The 21,142-nt window shown below is 69.7% G+C and carries 20 protein-coding genes; 13 read left to right on the top strand and 7 right to left on the bottom strand.

Annotation, left to right across the window (positions count from 1 at the left end):
• Together D105_RS0113515 and D105_RS0113510 are read right to left on the bottom strand one after the other, a co-directional pair.
• On the bottom strand, nucleotides 1–234 hold a 234-nt coding region (locus tag D105_RS0113515), incomplete at its 3' end, for a transposase (RefSeq protein WP_038033010.1).
• A 77-nt stretch (nucleotides 235–311) separates the two neighbouring features.
• Nucleotides 312–1,157 carry an SDR family oxidoreductase gene (locus tag D105_RS0113510; RefSeq protein WP_018878752.1) on the bottom strand — a complete coding sequence of 282 codons (846 nt, stop codon included), beginning with the start codon at nucleotides 1,155–1,157 and terminating at the stop codon, nucleotides 312–314.
• A gap of 131 nt (nucleotides 1,158–1,288) precedes the next feature.
• Between D105_RS0113510 and D105_RS0113505 the strand changes: the two genes are divergently transcribed.
• Both D105_RS0113505 and D105_RS0113500 read left to right on the top strand, forming a co-directional pair.
• Nucleotides 1,289–1,696: a YchJ family protein gene (locus D105_RS0113505; RefSeq protein ID WP_369771501.1), complete on the top strand. Its 408-nt coding sequence runs from the start codon at nucleotides 1,289–1,291 to the stop codon at nucleotides 1,694–1,696.
• Nucleotides 1,693–2,304, top strand: coding sequence for a DNA-J related domain-containing protein (locus D105_RS0113500; RefSeq protein WP_018867114.1), 612 nt, complete (start codon nucleotides 1,693–1,695; stop codon nucleotides 2,302–2,304). Before D105_RS0113505 ends, D105_RS0113500 begins: the two co-directional genes overlap by 4 nt.
• 18 nt (nucleotides 2,305–2,322) lie before the next feature.
• Here the strand turns inward: D105_RS0113500 and D105_RS0113495 are convergent, their stop codons facing one another.
• From D105_RS0113495 to queG, 3 genes are all read right to left on the bottom strand, one after another.
• Nucleotides 2,323–3,114, bottom strand: coding sequence for a ferredoxin--NADP reductase (locus D105_RS0113495; RefSeq protein WP_018867115.1), 792 nt, complete (start codon nucleotides 3,112–3,114; stop codon nucleotides 2,323–2,325).
• A gap of 104 nt (nucleotides 3,115–3,218) precedes the next feature.
• A complete protein-coding gene (locus D105_RS0113490; protein WP_018878751.1) occupies nucleotides 3,219–5,651 on the bottom strand; it encodes an EAL domain-containing protein in 2,433 nt (810 codons plus the stop codon).
• Nucleotides 5,652–5,772: 121 nt separating this feature from the next.
• Nucleotides 5,773–6,903, bottom strand: coding sequence for a tRNA epoxyqueuosine(34) reductase QueG (queG, locus tag D105_RS0113485; protein ID WP_018878750.1), 1,131 nt, complete (start codon nucleotides 6,901–6,903; stop codon nucleotides 5,773–5,775).
• Between the two features lie 56 nt (nucleotides 6,904–6,959).
• Between queG and D105_RS0113480 the strand changes: the two genes are divergently transcribed.
• From D105_RS0113480 to D105_RS0113445, 8 genes are all read left to right on the top strand, one after another.
• A complete protein-coding gene (locus D105_RS0113480; RefSeq protein WP_018878749.1) occupies nucleotides 6,960–8,447 on the top strand; it encodes a bifunctional ADP-dependent NAD(P)H-hydrate dehydratase/NAD(P)H-hydrate epimerase in 1,488 nt (495 codons plus the stop codon).
• Nucleotides 8,444–8,926, top strand: a complete 483-nt coding sequence (tsaE, locus tag D105_RS0113475; RefSeq protein ID WP_018878748.1) for a tRNA (adenosine(37)-N6)-threonylcarbamoyltransferase complex ATPase subunit type 1 TsaE — start codon at nucleotides 8,444–8,446, stop codon at nucleotides 8,924–8,926. The genes D105_RS0113480 and tsaE overlap by 4 nt, the downstream gene beginning before the upstream one ends.
• 214 nt (nucleotides 8,927–9,140) lie before the next feature.
• Nucleotides 9,141–10,448: an N-acetylmuramoyl-L-alanine amidase gene (locus D105_RS0113470; protein WP_051075176.1), complete on the top strand. Its 1,308-nt coding sequence runs from the start codon at nucleotides 9,141–9,143 to the stop codon at nucleotides 10,446–10,448.
• Between the two features lie 116 nt (nucleotides 10,449–10,564).
• Complete coding sequence (gene mutL, locus D105_RS0113465; RefSeq protein WP_018878746.1) at nucleotides 10,565–12,457, top strand: DNA mismatch repair endonuclease MutL; 1,893 nt, start codon at nucleotides 10,565–10,567, stop codon at nucleotides 12,455–12,457.
• Nucleotides 12,457–13,425, top strand: coding sequence for a tRNA (adenosine(37)-N6)-dimethylallyltransferase MiaA (miaA, locus tag D105_RS0113460; RefSeq protein WP_018878745.1), 969 nt, complete (start codon nucleotides 12,457–12,459; stop codon nucleotides 13,423–13,425). The genes mutL and miaA overlap by 1 nt, the downstream gene beginning before the upstream one ends.
• 127 nt (nucleotides 13,426–13,552) lie before the next feature.
• Complete coding sequence (gene hfq / locus D105_RS0113455; RefSeq protein ID WP_018141991.1) at nucleotides 13,553–13,807, top strand: RNA chaperone Hfq; 255 nt, start codon at nucleotides 13,553–13,555, stop codon at nucleotides 13,805–13,807.
• Nucleotides 13,808–13,825: 18 nt separating this feature from the next.
• Nucleotides 13,826–15,157 carry a ribosome rescue GTPase HflX gene (gene hflX / locus D105_RS0113450; protein ID WP_018878744.1) on the top strand — a complete coding sequence of 444 codons (1,332 nt, stop codon included), beginning with the start codon at nucleotides 13,826–13,828 and terminating at the stop codon, nucleotides 15,155–15,157.
• Between the two features lie 441 nt (nucleotides 15,158–15,598).
• Nucleotides 15,599–17,023 (top strand): rhodanese-like domain-containing protein, encoded by a 1,425-nt coding sequence (locus D105_RS0113445; protein ID WP_018878743.1) that lies wholly within the window; start codon nucleotides 15,599–15,601, stop codon nucleotides 17,021–17,023.
• A gap of 91 nt (nucleotides 17,024–17,114) precedes the next feature.
• Here D105_RS0113445 and D105_RS0113440 read toward each other — a convergent pair whose 3' ends face one another.
• Nucleotides 17,115–18,695 carry a LysM peptidoglycan-binding domain-containing protein gene (locus D105_RS0113440; RefSeq protein WP_026280509.1) on the bottom strand — a complete coding sequence of 527 codons (1,581 nt, stop codon included), beginning with the start codon at nucleotides 18,693–18,695 and terminating at the stop codon, nucleotides 17,115–17,117.
• Here D105_RS0113440 and D105_RS0113435 point away from each other — a divergent pair.
• From D105_RS0113435 to dnaQ, 3 genes are read left to right on the top strand one after another with little or no spacing between them, the layout of a single operon-like run.
• Complete coding sequence (locus D105_RS0113435) at nucleotides 18,694–19,455, top strand: hypothetical protein (RefSeq protein ID WP_028485091.1); 762 nt, start codon at nucleotides 18,694–18,696, stop codon at nucleotides 19,453–19,455. The genes D105_RS0113440 and D105_RS0113435 overlap by 2 nt on opposite strands.
• Nucleotides 19,448–19,909: a ribonuclease HI gene (gene rnhA, locus D105_RS0113430; protein ID WP_018867128.1), complete on the top strand. Its 462-nt coding sequence runs from the start codon at nucleotides 19,448–19,450 to the stop codon at nucleotides 19,907–19,909. The genes D105_RS0113435 and rnhA overlap by 8 nt, the downstream gene beginning before the upstream one ends.
• An 11-nt stretch (nucleotides 19,910–19,920) precedes the next feature.
• Nucleotides 19,921–20,631 carry a DNA polymerase III subunit epsilon gene (dnaQ, locus tag D105_RS0113425; protein ID WP_018878741.1) on the top strand — a complete coding sequence of 237 codons (711 nt, stop codon included), beginning with the start codon at nucleotides 19,921–19,923 and terminating at the stop codon, nucleotides 20,629–20,631.
• Between the two features lie 169 nt (nucleotides 20,632–20,800).
• Here the strand turns inward: dnaQ and D105_RS0113420 are convergent.
• Nucleotides 20,801–21,142: integrase core domain-containing protein (locus D105_RS0113420; protein ID WP_018878740.1), on the bottom strand; the 342-nt coding region annotated here is incomplete at its 5' end.

Raw genomic sequence — 21,142 nt, 5'->3', positions numbered from 1 at the left:
CTCCCGCTCCAGCGCCTTCAGGCGTGCCCGTTCGTTATCCGACAACGCCGAGGCATCGTCCCGCTCGCGCTCCGCGCGGCGGACCCACAGCCGCAGCGTCTCGCCCGTGCAGCCAATCTTCGGTGCAATCGACTGGATCGCCGCATGCTGCGACGAATACTCCTCCTGGTGTTCCCACACCAGCCGCACCGCCCGTTCCCGGACCTCCGGGCTATACCGTGTCGTCTCACTCATCGCTCTATCCTCCCAAGGATCAGAGCCTCCGGAAAAGTCGGTACGGTTCATCAGCCTGCAAGGCGTGAGGGCTTGGGTCAGGTGGTGGCGATCTGGTCGAGCAGGGCGCGATAGCCGGTGCGGTAGTCGGGATAGCGCAGGCGATAGCCACTGGCATGCAGCCGCGCGTTGCGACAGCGCTTGCCGGAGACCGCACCGTCGGGCATCGGCGGCGGCCCGGGCGGATCGATCTCCATCGCCTGCGCCAGCCAGCCGAGCAGCTCGTGGCGAAGGGCCGGTTCGTCATCGACGCCCAGATAAAGCGGCTCGGGGTTGTCCAGATGAAACAGGTGGGTCAGCAGGCCCACGCAGTCCTCACGGTGGATGCGGTTGGTCCAGACCGGTGCTTCGTGCTGGCCACGCACGCCCTCGCGAACCTTGCGCAGGTGGTACTCGCGCCCCGGACCATAGATGCCGCCAAAGCGCACGACCACGCCGGCCAACGGACTGTCGGCCAGCAACTGCTCGGCCTCCAGCAGGCAGCGCCCGGAGAAGCGGGTGGGCTCGGCCGGGGTGGTTTCGTCCACCCAGCGCCCGTCGTCGGCGCCAAAGACCGAGGTGCTGGAGACGAACACGACGCGGCGCGGTTGCTGGCGGGCCTGCTCCAGCGCGGTCAGGGTGTTGCGCAGGCCGTCGATATAGGCGCGGCGGTACGCGGCCTCGGTGAACTCGCCCGGGGTGGCGATGAAATAGACGGTGTCCAGCGCCGGGGGCAGCGGCGGCAGCGCGTCCGCGCGGGCGAAGTCGCCGGCCAGCGGCTGGATCGGTTCCGGGATGCGCTCCGGCTGGCGGCGCAGGCCCCAGACCGTGTGGCCGGCCGCGGCGAGCTGTTCTCCGACGCCGCAGCCGAGATCGCCGCAGCCCATGATCAGGATGTTGGCCATGAATCAGCGTTCCCTTGGGTGCTTTCGCAACCTAACGTTTCCACAGGTGAAAGACCAGCCCCAATGTGAGGGTTCGACCCCGGGCGATGGCTCGGGCATGCTGGCGGGGACTTCGATGAGGGGGGTATCGCTTGGGCAAGGCCAGCCGCAGGAAGGGGGGTACATGCGCCTGTGGGTCCGGGCGGGACCGGCCGGCCTGCTGCGGGGCGTTTCTGGACGGTGCGGCCGCGGCCCCAACGGCGGAGGCGCTGATGCGTTCGCGCTATGCCGCCTTCGTGGAGGGGCGCGAGGACTATCTTCTGGCCACCTGGGCCCCGGAGACGCGACCGGAATCCCTGATGCTGGAGCCGGACCAGCGCTGGCTGGGGCTGACGATCCGCGCGACCGGGGCCGGGGGGCCGGAGGACCGGGAGGGCTGGGTCGAGTTCGTTGCCCGCTCGCGGGTGCGTGGCCAGGGGGTGCGCCTGCACGAACGCAGCCGCTTTCGCCGCGAGGATGGGCGCTGGGTGTATGTCGACGGCGAGTTTCCGGGCGCATGATCGAGGCGGATGAGACGACCGGGGCGCCGGTGGCGGCGGCGCTGCTGGAACCGGTACTGGAGTGCCTGCGGGCGCGGCCGTCCGGGCTGACCGAGCATGCCCTGATCGCGCAGTTGCGCGACGCGGGGGTGGCACCTTTTGCCGCCGCGCGGCTGCGCGAACCGTTGAGCCTGTTCCAGACCCACTTCCTGCTGTTTCACTGCCTGTACCGGCTGCGCGACGGGCTGCTGCCGCAAGGCGAGTGGGTGCGCATCCACTGTCTGGATATCGGGATCGAACCGGCGAGGGGCGGGTCGCGACCGAGGGCGGAGGGCCTGCCGGTGCTCCGCGATCCGCTGCGGGCCTACTATCTGGACCTGACCCAGCTGGAGCGGATGGATGCGGCCGCGGTGGAGGCGCTGCTGGGCGAGTTCTGGGCCCGCATGGGGCGGGATGAGCGGCGCGACCAGGCGCTGGCGGTGCTGGAGCTGGCCGACCCCGTGGACGCCGACACGGTCCGCCATCAGTACCGCCGCATGGCGCAGCGCCACCACCCGGATCGCGGGGGCGACACGGCAACCCTGCAGCGGATCAACGAGGCGCGCTGGATCCTGCTGGCGGGGGCCTGAGCGCCGCCCGTCGCGGACTCAGTCGTCCGAGTCGGACATGGTGGTCACGAAGGCCTGCTCGACGGTGAAGGTCCCGACGCCCTTGTAGTTCGTCTGGGTCCAGCCGTGCTCGGTGAGCCATTCGCTCATCTCGCGGTTCATGGCCGGGTTGCCGCACAGCATCACGCGGTCCTGCTCCGGATCGGCCGGGGGCAGGTCGAGGATACGGCTCAGTTCGCCGGAGCGGAACATGTCGGCCCCGCGCTGGTTGTTGTCGTACGGCTGCTGCGCGATCGGGCAGGCGAAGTCGTGGTTTTCGCGAGTCACGGTGGGCACGTAGCGCAGGCGGTCGCTGATGCGCGACTCGATCTCCTGGCGGTAGGCCAGTTCTTCCACCGTGCGCACACTGTGCACCAGCACCGCGTTCTCGAAGTGTTCGAACAGATCCGGGCTGCGGATCAGCGAGATGAACGGGGCCAGACCGGTGCCGGTGGCCAGCATGTACAGGGTGCGGCCTGGCTGCACGTAGTCGAAGGTGAGCGAGCCGGTGACCTTGGTGTTGATCCAGATCGAGTCGCCCGGGCCGGCCTCGGCCAGGCGACTGGTCAGCGCGCCATCCGGCACATGGATGCTCAGGAACTCCAGTTCCTCGGCCTCGGGCTCGGAGACGATCGAGTAGGCACGCGGGATCAACTTGCCCTCGGGGCGCAGGCCCAGGGTCACGAACTGCCCGTTCTTGAACTCCAGCCCCTCCGGTCGCGTGGTGGTGAAGCTGAAGGTCTTGTCCGACCAGCGGTGCGTGGAGGTAATGCGTTCTTCCGAGTACGGCATGGGTGCGTGGCTTTCCGTTTCTGGTTTGTCGATACGCTAGCAAGTCGCGGCCGCGGCCGCGAAAGCGCCGGCAAAAACCAAGGAAAACACTCAGAAATAAGGGGTCAGTGGCTGGCGTTGTCCGCGGGTTCCAGGTGCTGCTCCAGGGGCGTGGGTTGCGACAGGTAGAAGCCCTGCACGAAGTCCAGACCGATCTCGCGCAGGCGTTCCATGGTGGCCTCGGACTCCACGCATTCGGCGATGGTGCGCAGGCCGAGGACGTGGCCGACACGGTGGATGGCCGTGACCATGGCCGAGTCCACCGCGTTGTGGGCGATGTCGCGCACGAAGCTGCCGTCGATCTTGATGAAGTCCACCGGCAGGTTTTTCAGGTAGCCGAAGGACGACAGCCCGCTGCCGAAGTCGTCCAGGGAGAAGCGGCAGCCCATGTAGCGCAGGGTGCGGATCAGGCTCTGGGCCCGTTCGTGGTGGCTGATCGCCGCGGTCTCGGTGATCTCGAAGATGATGCACTGTGGCGGGATCGCGTAGTGCTGCAGGCGCTCCGTGACGAACTCGAGCATGCTCTCCTGGGCCAGCGACTGGCCCGAGAGGTTGATCGCGACGGTCGGGTCGCAGCGGGGGCCGTCAGCGTGCGCCGCGCGATGCCGCGACAGCATCGCGAAGGCGCTGTCGATTACGTGGCGGTCGATGTCCGGCATCAGGTGATAGCGCTCGGCGGCGGGGATGAAGGTGCCCGGCGGGATCAACCGGTCCTCCTCGTCGCGCAGGCGCATCAGCACCTCGACATGGGCCAGGTCCGGATCGGTGGGCCCCAGCGGATGCACCGCCTGGCCGAACAACTCGAAGCGCCCTTCGTCCAGCGCCGCGCGGATGCGGCCAACCCATTCCATCTCCCCGCGCCGCCGGCGCAGGGCCTGGTCGGTGGGCTGCCAGACGTAGATCCGGTTGCGGCCATTCTCCTTGGCGGCATAGCAGGCGGAATCCGCCTGGCTGAGGATCTCGGGCAGGGTCTGTTCCGGGCCGCCGACCGGGACCAGGCCGATGCTGACCCCGACATCGAAGCGCCGGTCCTCCCACTGGAAGCGCAGGGCCTGGACGGTCTCCAGTATTCGCTGGGCGATCGCCTCCGCGCGCTCCAGCGGACAGTGACACAGCAGCAGGCCGAATTCGTCGCCGCCGAGGCGGGCCAGGGTGTCGTTCTCGCGGATCAGGTGCAGCAGGCGTTCGGACAGCTCGCGCAGAAGCTCGTCGCCGGCTTGGTGCCCGCAGGTGTCGTTGATGATCTTGAACTGGTCGAGGTCCATGTAGAACACCACGTGCGGGGTCTGGTCCCCCTGGAGGGTGCGCAGGGCCTCCTCCAGACGTCGCTCGAATTCGCGCCGGTTGCACAGGCCGGTCAGGTCGTCGTGGCTCGCCTGGTGATTGAGCTGCTGGGTCATCTGCCACAGTTCGGTGTGGTCGTGGAGCACGATCACGACGCCCTGGGAGGCCCGGTCCGGTCGCTGCAAGGGAGACGCCAGCATGCGCACCACGCGGATCGCGCCGTCGGCCCGGTGCAGGATGCGCTCGGGCGACTCCGTACTCGCGCCGAGCTTCAGGCACTGTTCCACCGGGTGGTGCACGCTCGCCCCGGTGCGGGTGTCCTCGAGATCCAGGAGTTCGTCCACGCGCTGGCCCTGGGCGGCGGTCGCGTCGACCCCCAGAAGGACCTGGGCCGCGGGATTGAGGTAGGTCAGGCGTCCGGCGGTATCGGTGGTGATGACGCCGTCGCTGATTGACTGCAGGGTGGTCAGCAGGCGGTCGCGCTCGGCCCCGGTAGCCGCCTCGGCGGCGCGCAGCGAGGTGATGTCCCAGGCGACGCCGAGTACGCCGTCGCTGTCTTTCAGCGGGATCCAGGAAACGCTCAGGTGGGTCCCGTTGACCGAGTCCTCGAACTGGAAGGCCTCGCCCGCCAGGGCCCGCTCGGCGGCCGCGAGGGTGTCGGGGTGATCGGCATAGACCTCGCGGAAGTCGCGACCGACGACCTCGCCGGGGCTCAGGCCCAGGGCGTGCAGGCCGGCCCCCTCCGAGAGGGTGAATCGGCCGTCGGCGTCCAGCGCGAACAGGATCAGCGGGGCATGCCGCACGGTGGCCCCGAGCTGGGTCTCGAGGCGCCGGAGGTTCTGTTCCGACTGACGTTCACGGGTGATGTCGCGGAAGGTCGTGAAGACCTCGATCTCGCCGTCGGTGCGGATCGCATTGATGTGGACCTCGGCCGGGAATTCGCTGCCGTCGCGCCGCCGGTAGCGGCTCTCGAAGTGGGCGGGAAGGCGGTTGTCCGGGTCCGAATGGGCGGCGTCCACATCGTCCTGGGTGGCCTGCAGGTCCAGGTCGGTGATGTGCACGCCGCCGGTCAGTTCGGCCCGGGTGTAGCCCAGCAGCTCGCAGGCGGCCTGGTTGCCCGCGACGATCCCGCCGCGCCGGTCCAGGACCAGATGGGCCTCGGGCGCCTGTTCGAAGATCCGCTGGTAGCGCGTGGTGTCCGGGTGGTCGGGCATGGCGAGGAACGGAGCCTTTCGTGGTGGGCGGGGCCCGGGGGGACGCTGCGTTTGGCCCCCGAGTGTCGCCGGTCGCGCCGATGCTGGCAACCTGCGCCGAGCGGACTACCGGAGTACTCGGCTACCGGGGTGCGCGGGTCAGCCGGGACAGGGTCTCCGGCGACGGGGGCACCGCGCCGCGGCGCGCGCGCAGCTGTTCCCGGGCCCAGGCCACGTGTTCGCGCACGAGTTCCGACGGGTGGTCCGCACGGGCGGCGAGGGCGGCCTCCGCCTCCGGGGTTGCCGGGCCGTTGCCCAGGGCCACCGCGAGATTGCGCAGCCACTGCGGATGGCCGATGCGGCGGATCGCCATGCCCTCGGTGCGGGCGAGAAAGGTCGCCTCGTCCCAGGCGAACAGCTCGACCAGGCTGGCGCTGTCGAGGCCGTGGCGGGCGATGAAGTCGGGTTCCGCCGAGACCTCGGCAAAGCGGTTCCACGGACAGACCAGCTGGCAGTCGTCGCAGCCGTAGATGCGGTTGCCGATCAGCGGGCGCAGATCCTCGGGGATGGAACCCTTCAGCTCGATGGTCAGGTAGGAGATGCAGCGCCGGGCGTCCAGGTCATACGGGCCGCGGAAGGCCTGCGTGGGACAGACCTCCAGGCAGGCGGTGCACTGGCCGCAGTGCTCGCCCGCCGGCTCGTCCACCGGCAGCGGCAGGTCGGTGAACAGCTCCCCGAGAAAGAACCAGGAACCGCTCTCGCGCGCGAGCAGATTGGTGTTCTTGCCGATCCAGCCGAGCCCGGCCCGGGCGGCCAGGGCCTTCTCGAGGATCGGGGCACTGTCGGTGAAGGCGCGATAGCCAAACGGGCCCACCTCGGCCTCGATGCGGTGTGCGAGAGTGGTCAGGCGCTTGCGCAGCAGCTTGTGATAGTCGCGTCCCAGGGCGTAGCGGGAGATATAGGCGCGGTCCTGCCCGGCCAGCTGGATGGCCGGACGTCGGCTGGCCGGCGGGAAGTAGTCCATGCGGACACTGATGATGCGCTGTACGCCCGGGACCAGGGCATCCGGGGCGTGGCGCAGGGCCGCCCGCTCGGCCATCCACTCCATCTCGCCATGCGAACCCTGCGCGAGCCATTCATCCAGGTGCCGGCGATCCTCCGCTGGGACCTCGGCGGGGGCGATGCGCACGGCCTGAAAGCCCAACTCGCCGCCCCACGTACGGATACGTTCGGCCAGTTCGGTGCATTGGCGTGGATCGAGGCGCTGAGGCACGATTTGGCTTCCGCGACGGAGGTAATGGCGTGAATCATGAACCCGACCCACAAGCATTGACCAGCGCACTGTTCGACAACGCGGGCATGCGCGCCCTGGACGCTGCCGGGCTGGCCCAGCCGGGGGTGGCGCCGGGCGAACTGATGGAACGGGCCGGCCGGGCCCTGTTGGACACCCTGCGCCGTCACTGGCCGCAGGCCCGACGTGTTGGCATTGTCTGCGGGCCCGGCAACAACGGGGGCGATGGCTACGTCCTGGCCCGGCTGGCGGCCGAGGCGGGGCTGGAGATCCGGGTCCATGGCGGGCCGTCGCGGGCCCGCCCCGATTCCGATGGCCGCCGTGCCCACGCCCGCTGGCGTGATGGCGGGGGCGAAGTCCACACGCTGGAATCGTTCGACCCGGCGGCCGCGGAGGTCTGGGTGGACTGCCTGTTCGGGATCGGCCTGGAGCGCCCGCTGACGGATGCCTACGGCGAGCTGATCGAGCGGCTGAACACGAGCGGCGCCCCGATCCTGGCGGCCGATGTGCCCTCGGGCGTGGACATCGACAGCGGCCGGGTGCTGGGACGCGCGGTGCGGGCCGAGCGCACCCTCACCATGATCGCGGACAAGCTGGGGCTGCATACGGGCCCCGCGGTGGACGTGGTCGGCGCTGTGGAGGTCGCGCCGCTGGACCTGCCCCCCGCGATCTTCGACGGCGTGGCCCCGGTGGCGCGCCGTGTCGGCCCCTCGGACTGGTCCCGGGGGCTGCCACCCCGACGCCCGGGGGCGCACAAGGGGGATTGCGGGCATGTGCTGGTCGTGGGCGGCGCGCCGGGTTATTCCGGCGCGGCCCGGCTGACCGCGACCGCGGCGCTGCGCGCCGGCGCCGGGCGGGTGACCCTGGCCACCCACCCGGAACACGCGGCCTGGGCCAATCTGGAGCGCCCCGAACTGATGGTGCAGGGCGTCCGCGATGCGGGCGAACTGCAGGCGCTGATGCGCCGGGTCGATGTGGTCGCCGTGGGTCCGGGGCTTGGGCTGGACGCCTGGGGCCGGGGCCTGTGGCTGGCCGTGGCCGATGCCGAGATGCCCCGGGTGGTGGATGCCGATGCCCTGAATCTCCTGGCCGAGGCGCCGCGTCGGGCCGCGGACTGGGTGCTGACGCCGCACCCGGGCGAGGCGGCCCGCCTGCAGGGGGCGGACCGCGCGGCGATCGAGGCCGATCGGCCGGGGCAGGTCCGGGCCCTGGCCGAACGCCTGGGCGGCGTGGTGCTGCTGAAAGGGGCCGGCACGCTGGTGGCGGCCGCGTCGGATGCCGGGCCGCTGGCCTGCGTGACCGGGGGGCATCCGGGCATGGCCACCGCCGGCAGTGGCGATGTCCTGACCGGTATCATCGCGGCGCTGCGGGCGCAGGGCGCGGATGCGCGCGGCGCGGCCGAGACCGGGGCGGCCTGGCACTGTGCCGCCGCCCGGGTGGCGCGCGATCGTCTGGGCGGGGCCCGCGGCATGCTGGCCGGGGACCTGGCCGATGCCCTGCCGGCCGCTGCCGGGGGTGGGCAATGAACGCGGCATCCGACCCGCTGGTACTGCCGCACCTGGAGGCCACCGAGGCGGCCGGGGCGGCCCTGGCGGCGCTGGATCAACCGAACATCGTGTTTCTCGAGGGGGATCTTGGCGCGGGCAAGACCACCTGGGTACGCGGACTGCTGCACCGGCTGGGGCATGCGGGTGCCGTGCGCAGCCCCACCTACACCCTGGTGGAGCCGTACCGGCTGGCGGATCGCGAGGTCCTGCACTTCGATCTCTACCGCCTGGGCGACCCCGAGGAACTGGAATACCTGGGCGTGCGCGAGGCCTTCGGGGGCGAGGGCCTGTGGCTGGTCGAGTGGCCGGAACGCGGTGCCGGCTGGCTGCCGGCGCCGGATCTGGTCGTGCGTCTGGCGCACCGCGCGGCCGGGGAGGAAGGGCGCGAACTCCGCCTGGAGGGCCCGTTCGCCGAGGCCTATCGCCAGGCCCTGCGCGACCAGGGCGTTGCCTCGTAAACCGCCTGTTGAGAGATCGCACCCAGGGGGAGCGGGCTCCAGAGTTGGCCCTCCACGCGCAAAACGAGCGATATCTCGCTCATAAAGAACGAAAATCGCTATTGCTTTTCCAGAAAAAGCGTCCACAATGTAGTCAGAACCCCTGATTACAAAGGGAATCGCTGTGGGCCAACCAACATTGCCGGATCTGCGCCGCCGCCAGCTGCTGCGCGCCATGACTGCCCTGGGGCTGGTCGGGATGCCGTTGCCCGCCCTGGCCCGTACCGGCGTGCAGCGGGTCCGCATGTCGGTGGATGGCGACACCACGCGCCTGGTGTTCGACATGGATGGCGAGGCCGAGTACTCCATGTTCCGCCTGCAGTCCCCCGACCGCCTGGTGGTGGACCTCGAAAACGCGCGGGCGGTGGAGGATCTGGCGGTCAGCGACAACCCGCGCTCGGCGATCAAGGCGGTACGCCATGCCGCGCGCAACGGCTCCGACCTGCGCGTGGTCTTCGACCTGCGCAAGCCGGTGGAGCCGCGCAGCTTCGTGCTGATGCCGGCGCAGGGGGCCCCGCACCGCCTGGTGCTGGACCTGACGGCCGGGGATGCCCCCGCGGCCCCGCGTGCGGCCGAGAACAACGGGTCCTCCCGCCGCGGGCGCTCACAGGAGAACCTGCGCGATGTCGTGGTGGCGATCGACGCCGGCCATGGCGGGCACGACCCGGGCGCGATCGGCCCGGCCGGCACCCGCGAGAAGGATGTGGTGCTGCAGATCTCCAAGCGCCTGGCCGAGCGCGTGGACAACGAGCGCGGCATGCAGGCGGTGATGATCCGCAGCGGTGACTACTTCCTGCCCCTGCGCGAACGCATCGAGCGGGCGCGCAAGGCGGACGCGGACGTCTTCGTCTCCATCCACGCCGATGCCATTGCCAATCGCAGCGTGCAGGGTTCCTCGGTGTACATGCTGTCCGAGCGCGGGGCCTCCAGCGAGGCCGCGCGCTTCCTCGCCCAGCGCGAGAACCAGGCGGACTTGAGCCTGGGCGGGGTGCCGATCAACGGCAAGGACGATTCCCTGGCCAATGTCCTGCTGGATCTGGCCCAGAGCGGCAGCCTGGAGGCCAGCAACACCCTGGCGGAACGCATGATTTCCGAGCTCCACCGCGTGGGCAAGGTGCGCAAGCCGGAAGTGGAACGCGCCAACTTTGCCGTGCTGCGTTCGCCGGACGTGCCGTCGATCCTGGTCGAGGCGGCATTCATCTCCAACCCCTCCGAAGAGCGCAAGCTGCGCAGCGCCAGCTTCCAGAATTCGCTGGCGGATGCCCTGCTGACCGGCCTGCGTTCGTATTTCTCCACCCATGCCCGTCCCGGTACCCTGATCGCCGACGGCCAGCCGGACCAGCACATCATCCGCCCCGGCGAGACCCTCTCCGGGATCGCCGATCGCTACAGCCTGTCGCTGGCGGACCTGCGCTCCGCCAACAATGTGCGCGACGACCGCATCTACGCCGGGCAGATCCTGCAGATCCCGCGCGATTCGTAAGCCCCTTCCCCGGGCAACCTGTCACGTCTTGCGGGTAGCGGCTGGTCGTCGGCTAGGCACTCCGGCGCCGCCCCGGTTAGGCTAGGCACCCGGTTTCGTGTCCCCAGGTGTCGCCCGTGGCGATCGCAAAGCTCTCCGAACAACTGATCAACCAGATCGCGGCCGGCGAGGTGATCGAGCGCCCGGCCTCGGTCGTCAAGGAACTGCTCGAGAACGCCCTGGACGCCGGCGCGACGCGGGTGGACGTGCGCCTGGAGCAGGGTGGTGTCCGGCTGATCCAGATCAGCGACAACGGCAGCGGGGTCTATCGCGACGAGATGCCGCTGGCCCTGTCGCGCCACGCCACCAGCAAGATCGCCTGCATGGACGACCTCGAGGCCCTGCACACCCTGGGGTTCCGCGGCGAGGCCCTGCCGTCCATTGCCTCCGTGTCCAGGCTATCGCTGACCTCCATGGTCGACGGCGAGCGCAATGGCTGGCGCCTGACCGGGGACGGCTCCGACGTCTTTCGCGAGGCCGCACCGGCGGCGCACCCGGTGGGCACGACGGTAGAGGTACGCGACCTGTTCTTCAACGTCCCGGCGCGGCGCAAATTCGTGCGCACCGAACGCACCGAATACAACCACTGCGAGAACGTGATTCGCACCCAGGCCGTCGCCTGCCCCGAGGTGGCCTTCACCTTGCGCCACAATGATCGCGTGACCCTGGATCTCCCGGCCACCGAAGAGCCCGCCGAACGGGTGCGCGCCCTGCTGGGCGATGCCTTCCTGGAGCACGCGACGCCGGTGGACGAGCAGCGCGCCGGCCTGGCGCTGTCCGGCTGGCTCGGCTCGCCGACCCAGTCACGGGCCCAGCCCGACCAGCAGTTCTTCTTCGTCAACGGCCGTGCGATCCGTGATCGCGTGCTGGCCGCGGCCGTGCGCAAGGCCTACCAGGACGTGCTCTACCATGGGCGCCATCCCATGTTCGTGCTGGATCTGGAGCTGGATCCGACCCAGGTGGACGTGAACGCGCACCCGACCAAGCAGGAGGTGCGTTTTCGCGAATCGCGCATGGTCCACGACTTCATCTTCCACAGCCTGCACAAGGCGCTGGCGGCCTTGCGCCCGGGGGATGCCGGGCATGCCGCCGCGGTGCCCGAGTCGCGTGGTGCGCCGGCCTTCGCAGGCCAGGAGGCGTCCCGCCCGGTACCGACGGACCGCCCGTTGTCCGGGCTCGGCGTGCCGGGCGCCGGTGGCGGGTATGGCGGGTACGCGCCGCCCCGCGAACCGCGACCGGAGCCATCCGGGCGCGATCCGGGCTTCGGTGCGGCCTGGGCCGAGTTCCGCGGGGCGTCGGCGGTGGCCGAGGCCCGACCAGCCGCCTACGAACAGCCGTCGGCCGCCGCGCCGACGGCATCCGCGACGGACCCGGATGCCGACTCCATGCCGCCGCTCGGGTTCGCACTGGGCCAGGTGGCCGAGACCTTCATCCTGGCCGAGAACGCCCGTGGCCTGATCGTGGTGGACATGCACGCGGCCCACGAGCGCATCACCTACGAGCGCCTCAAGCGCGAGTGGGAGGGGGCGCGAGTGACCTCGCAGCCGCTGCTGGTACCGGAGACCCTGGAGGTCACCCCGGCCGAGGCGGAACTGGCCGAGGAACGCGCCGACCTCCTGGCCGGGCTCGGCTTCGAGCTGGATCGGGCCGGCCCGGAGGCCCTGACCCTGCGTGCGGCGCCGGCCCTGCTGCGCGGGCAGGATACGGCCCAGCTGGTGCGCGACGTGCTGGCCGACCTGGCCGCGGTGGGCTACAGCCATCGGGCCGAGGGCGCGATGAACGCGGTGCTGGGCACCATTGCCTGCCACGGTTCCGTGCGCTCGGGACGGCGCCTGACCCTGCCCGAGATGAACCAGCTGCTGCGCGACATGGAGGCCACCGAGCGTTCCGGCCAGTGCAATCACGGTCGCCCGACCTGGGTGGAACTGGATCATCCGGCACTGGACCGGCTGTTCCTGAGAGGGCGCTGATGGCCGGACTGGAGGGGGGGCGGCCGCCAGTCGTGCTGCTGGCCGGCCCCACCGCGAGCGGCAAGACCGCGCTGTCGCTGGCGCTGGCCGAGGCCCTGGACGCGGAGATCGTCAGCGTGGATTCCGCGCTGGTCTACCGCGGCATGGATATCGGCACGGCGAAGCCCGATGCGGCCGAGCGGACCCGGGCTCCGCACCACTTGCTGGATATCCGCGACCCGGAGGACACCTACAACGCCTCCGATTTCGCCCGCGATGCCCGCGCCGCGATCGATGCGATCCATGCGCGCGGCCGGATCGCCCTGCTGGCGGGCGGGACGCTGCTCTACCTGCGCGCGTTGCTGGACGGCTTCGATGCGATCCCGCCGGTGCCGGAGATGGTGCGCACCTCGGTGCGAGCGCGTCTGGAACACGAGGGTGCCGCGGCCCTGCACGCCGAGCTGAAGGTCGTGGACCCGGCCGCCGCCGCGCGCATCCACCCGAACGATCCGCAACGCATCCTGCGCGCGCTGGAGGTCTACGCGGCGACCGGGTGTGCGCTGTCGAGCTTCCAGCAGGGGGCGGCGGCGCAGGTCCCGTCCGGCTGGGTTTCGCTGGCGCTGTGGCCGGAGGACCGGGAGCGCCTGCGGGCGCGGATCGCCCAGCGCTTCGACGCGATGCTGCAGGCGGGATTCGTCGACGAGCTGATGGCCCTGACCCGGCGGCCCGGACTGACCGCAGAGCACCCGTCGCAGCGGGCCGTGGGCTATCGCCAGGGCTGGCAGTGGCTGGCGGGGGAGTACGACTTTGCGACCTTTCGCGAACGCGCCATCGCCGCGACCCGGCAACTGGCCAAGCGCCAGCTCACTGGCTTGCGGCGCTTTCCGCTGCATGCGCGGCTGAACGCGGAGCACGCGGATCTGTCGCAGGCCCTGGAGGCGATCGACGCGGCTCGTACTGCGCCGGCGACGGCGGTGACGTCCGGATAACGCCGGACCGGGCGTTGAACGGCGACCCGCAGCCGGTATGCTACGCTTCAGGTAAGCCGACCGGCGGGCCGGCAAAGAGTCGTTCGCACGGCTCGCGAACCAATAATAACGATCAAGGAACGCACCGATGGCCAAAGGGCAAATGTTGCAGGAACCCTTCCTGAATGCGCTGCGCCGGGACCGCATCCCGGTCTCCATCTACCTGGTGAACGGGATCAAGCTTCAGGGGCAGATCGAATCCTTCGACCAGTTCGTGGTGTTGCTGCGCAGTACGGTCTCGCAGATGGTGTACAAGCACGCCATCTCCACGATCGTCCCGGCCCGGCAGGTGAACATGAATCTCGAGGGCGAGGCGGCCGCCTCCGCGGAGGCCGAGTCCTGATGAGGACGGGTCCCCGGCTTGTTTGAGCGTCCGGAGAGCGGTGGCGAGGCCGCCGTTGGCAACGCGGCCGTCCTGGTCGCGCTGAACATCGGGGACAACCCCGATATCGAGGCCCAGGTCCAGGAGTTCGACGAGCTCGTGCGTTCCGCCGGGGCCGAGATCCAGGCGGTGGTGCGGGGGTCCCGCGACCGGCCGCACCCGAAACTGTTTGTCGGGGCCGGCAAGGCCGACGAGATCCGCGAGGCGGTGGAGGCCACCGGCGCCGACGTGGTGATCTTCAACCACGCCCTGTCGCCCAGCCAGGAACGCAACCTCGAGGCCCACCTGAAGTGCCGGGTGCTGGACCGCTCGGGGCTGATCCTCGACATCTTCGCCCAGCGCGCCCGTTCCCACGAGGGCAAGCTCCAGGTGGAGCTGGCGCAGCTGCGCCACATGTCCACGCGCCTGGTGCGCGGCTGGACCCACCTGGAGCGGCAAAAGGGCGGGATCGGCCTGCGTGGCCCGGGGGAGACCCAGCTGGAGACTGACCGGCGTCTGCTGGCCGGGCGCATCAAGCATATCGAGCGGCGCCTGGAGAAAGTGGAGCGCACCCGCGAACAGGGCCGTCAGGCGCGCCTGCGCAACGAGATCCCCACGGTCTCGCTGGTGGGCTACACCAACGCCGGCAAGTCCACCCTGTTCAATCGCCTGACGCATTCCGACGTCTATCAGGCGGACCAGCTGTTCGCGACCCTGGACCCGACCCTGCGGCGCCTGGACCTGGCGCCGCACCAGTCACTGATCCTGGCCGACACCGTGGGCTTCGTGCGCGACCTGCCGCACGAGCTGGTCGCTGCCTTCAAGGCGACCCTGACCGAGACCCGCGAGGCGGCCCTGCTGCTGCACGTGATCGACGCCGCCGACCCGGAGCGCGATGCGCGCATCCGCCAGGTCGAGGAGGTCCTCGCGGAGATCGGTGCCGAGGACGTGCCCTGCTGGCGGGTCTACAACAAGATCGACCAGCTGGAGAACCCGGCCGAGGATCCGGACGAGCGCTTCGGCCTGGCGGATGACGCCTTCTGGCTGTCGGCCCGTACCGGCGAGGGCGTGGCGCGCCTGGAACAGCGCCTGGCCGAGACCTTCACCGAGTCCATGACCCAGGGCTGGTTCGAGTTGCCGGCCGCGGCCGGTCGGCTGCGTGCCCAGCTCTACGAGGAAAAGGCCGTGGAGGCCGAACAGACCACGCCGGACGGATCGATCCAGCTCCGCCTGCACCTGCCGCAACGCCGCTTCGAACAGCTCTTCCGCGCCGCGGGCCTGGACCCGGAGGCGACCCGCCTGGAACCTCGGGAATCCGATACCCCCGCGTAACCCAGTCGCGGCCCTCGGCACCGATCGCCATCGCCAAGCGCTTCCTCTTCTGTCGATCAGCAAGAGTCACCACGAAGCTCACGAAGGCACGAAGAAGGTCAAGGGCGATTGCACCACGGAGGGCACGGAGGACACAGAGAAGGGGCCATTCTGGTCAAGCATGACTCAGGGGCTTCGCCGCTCACCCGAGCGGGGTTGAACACACCGGCTCCCATCTAATCGGCTGAAGATCTTTCGATTTTCTCCGTGAACTCCGTGTCCTCTGTGGTTAATACGCTTTTGACCTTGACCTCCTTCGTGCCTTCGTGAGCTTCGTGGTGGATATAGCCGGCGGATCGAGGGCGCTCCCGGTGTGCGGGGTCGCGTGGCCAGGAACTTTTGCGCTAATACCTGACCAAAATAGTCGGACATTCATGCAAAAGCCAACGCGAGGAGTTCCGCATGATATTTGAACGCTTTGTCGATCCCGGTCTGTCCCAGCATTCCTTCGTGGTCGGCTGCCAGGGCAGCGGCGAGATCGCCGTGATCGATCCGCAGCGCGACGTCGACGTGTACCTGGATTATGCCGAACGCAACGGCTATCGCATCACCCGCGTGATGGATACCCACATCCACGCCGATTTCGCCTCCGGCGCCCGCGAACTCGCGGACAAGACCGGCGCCCGTCTGCTGCTGTCCGGGCACGATGCGGGTGAGTATTTCCAGGTGCAGTTCCCGCACGAGGACCTGGTCGAGGGGGATGCGATCCAGCTCGGCAATGTGCGCATCGAGACCCGCCATGTACCGGGGCACACCCCGGAACACCTGATGTTCGTGGTCTATGACGGGGCCCGCTCCAGTAAGGATCCGATCGCCATCATCACCGGCGACTTCCTGTTCGTAGGCTCCCTGGGTCGGCCGGACCTGCTCGGCGAGGAGGCCAAGCAGGCGCTGGCGCGGCAGATGTTCCACAGCGTGCGCGAGAAGCTGGCGGATCTGCCTGACGGGGTCGAGGTGCATCCGGGCCACGGTGCGGGCTCGGCCTGTGGCGCCGGGATGGCCGGTCGGCCGGTCTCCACGCTCGGCTACGAGCGTCGGACCAACCCGTACCTGGACCCGTCGCTGGACGAGGACGCCTTTGTGCACCAGCTGTTGAACGGGCTGCCGCCGATCCCCGATTTCTATCCGCGCAACAAGCGGATCAACTCCGAGGGGCCGAAGGCGGTGATCCCGCTGCCTGGCATGACGGCCCTGGACCCGGACGCGGTTTCGAGCCGTGCCGCCGCCGGCGAGGTGACGGTGATCGACCTGCGCGATCCGCTGGCCTTTGGCGGCGGTCATATCCCCGGGGCCCTGGGCATCGGCATCGACGGTGGTTTCGCCAACTGGGCCGGCTGGGTCACGCCGGACGATACCCCGATCGTGCTGGTGGACCGGAACGGGGATCCCGCGGTGATCGAGCAGGCCGTGCGCCAGCTGGTACGCACCGGCCGTGACTATATCGAGGGCTTTGTCCGCGGCGGCATGGCGGCATACGCCAGTGCCGGGCTGCCCCTGGCCACGCTTGCCCAGCTGGATGCCCCGGCGGCGCGGACCGCGATCGCCGACGGGCGCCTGCGCCTGGTCGATGTTCGGGCCGTCTCCGAGTTCGAGGCCGGCCATGCAGAGGCCGCGGTCAATCAGCCGGTGGCCGATACCCGCATCGGCATCCCCGGGATCGACAAGGCCGAGCCGGTGGCGGTGGTCTGCGGCAGTGGCTACCGCTCCACCGTGGCGGGATCCATCCTCCAGCGCCTGGGTTACCACCTGGTGTACAACGTGGTGGGTGGCATGCAGGCCTGGGACCGAGTGGATGCCAGCGGCGAGGGCGATCGCCGGGCCGCCTGATCTCCGGTGTCGCGCGGGCGGCAGGCGCCGCCCGCTTCCCCACGAAAAAGCCCCGGGTCCTGCCCGGGGCTTTTTCGTGGGGCGCCTTGTTTCAGGCGTCGCCCTGGGCCAGGGTCTCCCGGTCGGCGCTGGCCAGGTACAGGGTCAGGGTCTCGCCGGCGCGGATGCCGTCGCCGTTCAGCCCGTTCCAGCGGCGCAGATCCCCGATGCTGACCTGGTGGCGACGGGCGATGGTCGACAGGGAGTCGCCGGGGCGGACCTCGTACTCGACGCGCCGGCCATCGGGGCCACGCTCGGGATCGGCGCGCACGACCTTCAGCGTGTCGCCCGGGCGCAGGATCGCGTCTGGCTCCAGACCGTTGGCGGCGCGCAGCGCCCCGATGGACATGCCGGTGCGCTGGCTGATATGCCACAGGCTGTCACCCGGCTGGACCTCGTAATCCTCGGCGGGCTGGCCGTTGTCGCCGGCGACTTGTACCGGGGTGTCCTCGCCGGAGGCGCTGGCTGGCAGGCGCAGCGTCTGCCCGGCGCGGATCAGGTCGCCGTTCAGGTTGTTCATGTCGCGCAGCACCGCCACCCGGGTGCCGGTGCGTTCGGCAATCCGGCCCAGGTTGTCGCCCATGCGCACGGTGTACTCCCGGAACCGGATCAGAGGTTCGTCATCGCGTGTCTCCAGCGCGGTCTCGAGGACCGGAAGGGCCTCGCGCGGGACGAACAGGTGCTGCGCGCCGCCGGGATGGGTGGCGTGCCGGTGATAGCCCGGGTTGAGCTGCTTCAGGGTCTCGGTGTCCAGATCGGCGAGTTCCGCGATCAGCGAGAAGTCCGCCTGGCGGCCGGGTTCGATCATCTCCAGGGCCGGCTCGTTGGCAATGGGCGTGATGGCGATGTCGTGGCTGTCCGGGTCCAGGAACAGGTGGCGCAGGGCCAGCAGCCGCGGGATGTACGCGGTGGGCTCGGCGGGCAGGTCCAGGCTCCAGTAGTCGGTGGGCTCGCCGCGTGCGGCGTTGCGGTCGATCGCGCGCTGGATGTTGCCCTGGCCGTAGTTGTAGGCGGCCAGCGCCAGGTACCAGTCGTCGAACCGGCGGTGCAGGGCCTGGAGGTAGTCCAGCGCGGCCAGCGTGGACTTGTAGACATCGCGGCGCCCGTCGTACCAGTGGTCGCGCGCGAGATCGAAGTAGTCGCCGGTGGCCGGCATGAACTGCCAGATCCCGGCCGCGCGGCTGCGCGAGGTCGCCTGGGCGACGAAGCCGCTCTCGACGATCGGTAACAGCAGGAGCTCGGCAGGCATGTCGCGCGCCTCGATCTCCGACAGGATGAAGTAGGCGAAGGGCTCCGCCCGCCGAGTGCTGTGTTCGATGATCCGCGGGTGGTCGCGGTAGTGCTGGATGTAGCGCTCCACGCGTTCGTGGTCCAGCGCATCGTTGAAGCCGAAGCCCAGGCGCGCGCGCTCCCACAGGTCATCCGTCTCGGCGGCGCGCTGTGCGGCGTCGCGGCTCTGGCGTTCCATCGCGGCCTGCACATCCTCGGTGGTGCGCGGTTCCACGATGGGCTGATCCGCCGCCGAGGTATCCAGCGTGCGCTCGGAGTCGTGTAGGCTACAGGCAGAGGCGAAGAGTGCCGTCAGGCCCAGGGTCATGGCGGTGGTCAGCCGCGAGTGGAGGCGTAGTTTCATGGCGCTGGAGGATAAACCAGAGATGGGGGATCACCAAGACCCGTTCCTGAACTGGTTGGCGCACTGGTACGCCCAGCCCCAGGGGCGCAGGGTCCGCGAGCGCTTTCTGGAACGCATTCGTCGCTACGGTGACCCGGGCCCCGGCGACCTGGCCGTGGAGCTGGCCCCGGTGCCGATCCTGGAAGACAGCGACGCCCTGCAGGCGCCGCTGGTCCGCATTGCCTCGACGCATCCGGTGTTGCGCATGGACCCGGAGGCCTGGCCGCTGGAGTCCGACTGCGCCCGGCGCATCGTGCTGGCCCATCCCTGCGCGCAGAGCGACCATCCGGAGGCGGTGGTGGCCGAGGCGGCCCGCGTGCTGGAACCCGAGGGGCGCGTGTTTCTGCTGGAGGGCAACCGCCTGCAGCACGTTGGGCGCAACGGCGTGCGCGCCTCACCGGTGCCCGAGGGACTGCGCCGGCGCCAGTATCGCGAGCTGCTGGAGGCGGCGGATCTGGAGGTCCTTGACCAGTGGAGCCTGAGCCTGCTCCCGCCGGGGCTGCCCGCCGCCTGGCAAAAGCGCCTGGCGACCATGGACGCCTGGACCCTGCGCGGCCTGCCACCGCTGGCCAGCATGATCCTGACCGTCGCCCACAAACGCGTGGATATGCCGCTGCGCCCGGCACAGCGGTTCCGCTTTGCGATGCCCAACCCCGCGATGCGGCCGGGGCTGGTATCCTCGCGCACCGATCATTCCGGAGCCCGCCGAACGCATGGCTGACGAACGCGTGTACATCTATACCGACGGGGCTTGCCGCGGCAATCCCGGTCCCGGCGGCTGGGGCGCGATCCTGCGCTTCGGCGGGCGCGAGCGCGAGCTCTACGGCGCCGAGGCGGAGACCACCAACAACCGCATGGAACTGACCGCCGCCATCCGCGCGCTGGAGGCCCTGAAACGCTCCTGCAAGGTGGAATTGGTCACGGATTCCAAGTATGTGAAGCAGGGCGTGACCGAGTGGCTGCCCGGCTGGAAACGGCGCAACTGGAAGTCCGCCAGCGGATCCCCGGTCAAGAACCGCGACCTGTGGGAGGCGCTGGACGCGCAGGCCCAGCGTCACGATATCGAGTGGTACTGGGTGCGCGGCCACAGCGGCCATCCGGAGAACGAACGTGCCGATGAACTGGCCAATGCGGGCATCGACGCCCTGCTGGCCGGTGAACCGATCGAGAACTGAGGGGTAACGCGATGCGCCAGATCGTGCTGGATACCGAGACCACCGGCCTGGAGCCTGCCGACGGCCACCGCATCATCGAGATCGGTTGTCTGGAGCTGGACAACCGCCGTCCGACCGGGCGCAAGCTCCACGAGTACCTGCAGCCGGACCGCGAGATCGACGCCGGCGCTGTCGAGGTCCACGGGATCACCAACGAATTCCTCGCCGACAAGCCACGCTTTGCAGACGTGGCCGGTGCGTTCGTCGATTTCATCCGTGGTGCGGAACTGATCATCCACAACGCGCCGTTCGATGTCGGCTTCATCAACCATGAACTGCGTCTGCTGGGTGATGCGGCGCCGGCGACCGAGGTGGCCGAGGTCTGCACCGTGCTGGATTCGCTGGTGATGGCGCGGCGCATGCACCCCGGGGCGCGCAACTCGCTGGATGCGCTGTGCAAGCGCTACGAGGTGGACGGTTCCGGGCGTACGCTGCACGGGGCGCTGCTCGATGCCGAGTTGCTGGCGGATGTCTACCTGGCGATGACCGGGGGGCAGGTGGCGCTGACGCTGGATGCCGGGGGTGACGGCGACGCCGCGGCCGGGCCCGTCCAGGCGCGGCGTTCGGGCAAGCCGCTTCCGGTGATCGAGCCGACGCCGGAGGAGCAGGCGGCGCACGAGGCGCTCCTGCAGACCCTCGACGAGGCAGCCGGCGGCACCTGCCGCTGGCGCGCCAACGCCTGATTCCGTCGTCCGGCGGCGGAGCTGCTCCGGCCTTCTGGTGCCTTCGCTCGGCCGCCTGCCCTGTTGTGGCTAGGCCTGGTTCAGCATCGGGTGTTTACGGTGGCTTCTGTCCGCATACTGCCCGGCGCTGTGAACCGCCCCGGGTTTCCCGGAGACCCGTTGGTTTGGGTCACGCTGCACGAACGGACCCCTGAAGTGGTTGATGGTACTGCGCTTCGATGATTGCCGGCGGTCGATACCCGTTGGATTCCAACAGGCGTCGCCGGTTGAACCAGTCGACCCACTGGAGCGTAGCCCACTCGACGTCGCGTCGATCGTTAAGACGTCCCCAGTAGGCCCGGACCTCGGTCTTGTACAGCCCGTTGATGGTCTCCGCCAGGGCGTTGTCGTAGGAGTCACCGACCCGGCCCACCGAGGGCTGGAGCCCGGCTTCTCCGAGGCGGTCGGTGTAACGCACCGATACGTACTGCACGCCGCGATCGCTGTGATGGATGGGACGCGGCGTGCCCTG

It is taken from the genome of Thioalkalivibrio sp. ALE28, assembly GCF_000377425.1.
Classification (GTDB): Bacteria; Pseudomonadota; Gammaproteobacteria; order Ectothiorhodospirales; family Ectothiorhodospiraceae; genus Thioalkalivibrio.
The sequence above is the reverse complement of the archived record's forward strand: the minus strand, read 5'-3'. Positions and strand labels throughout refer to the sequence as shown.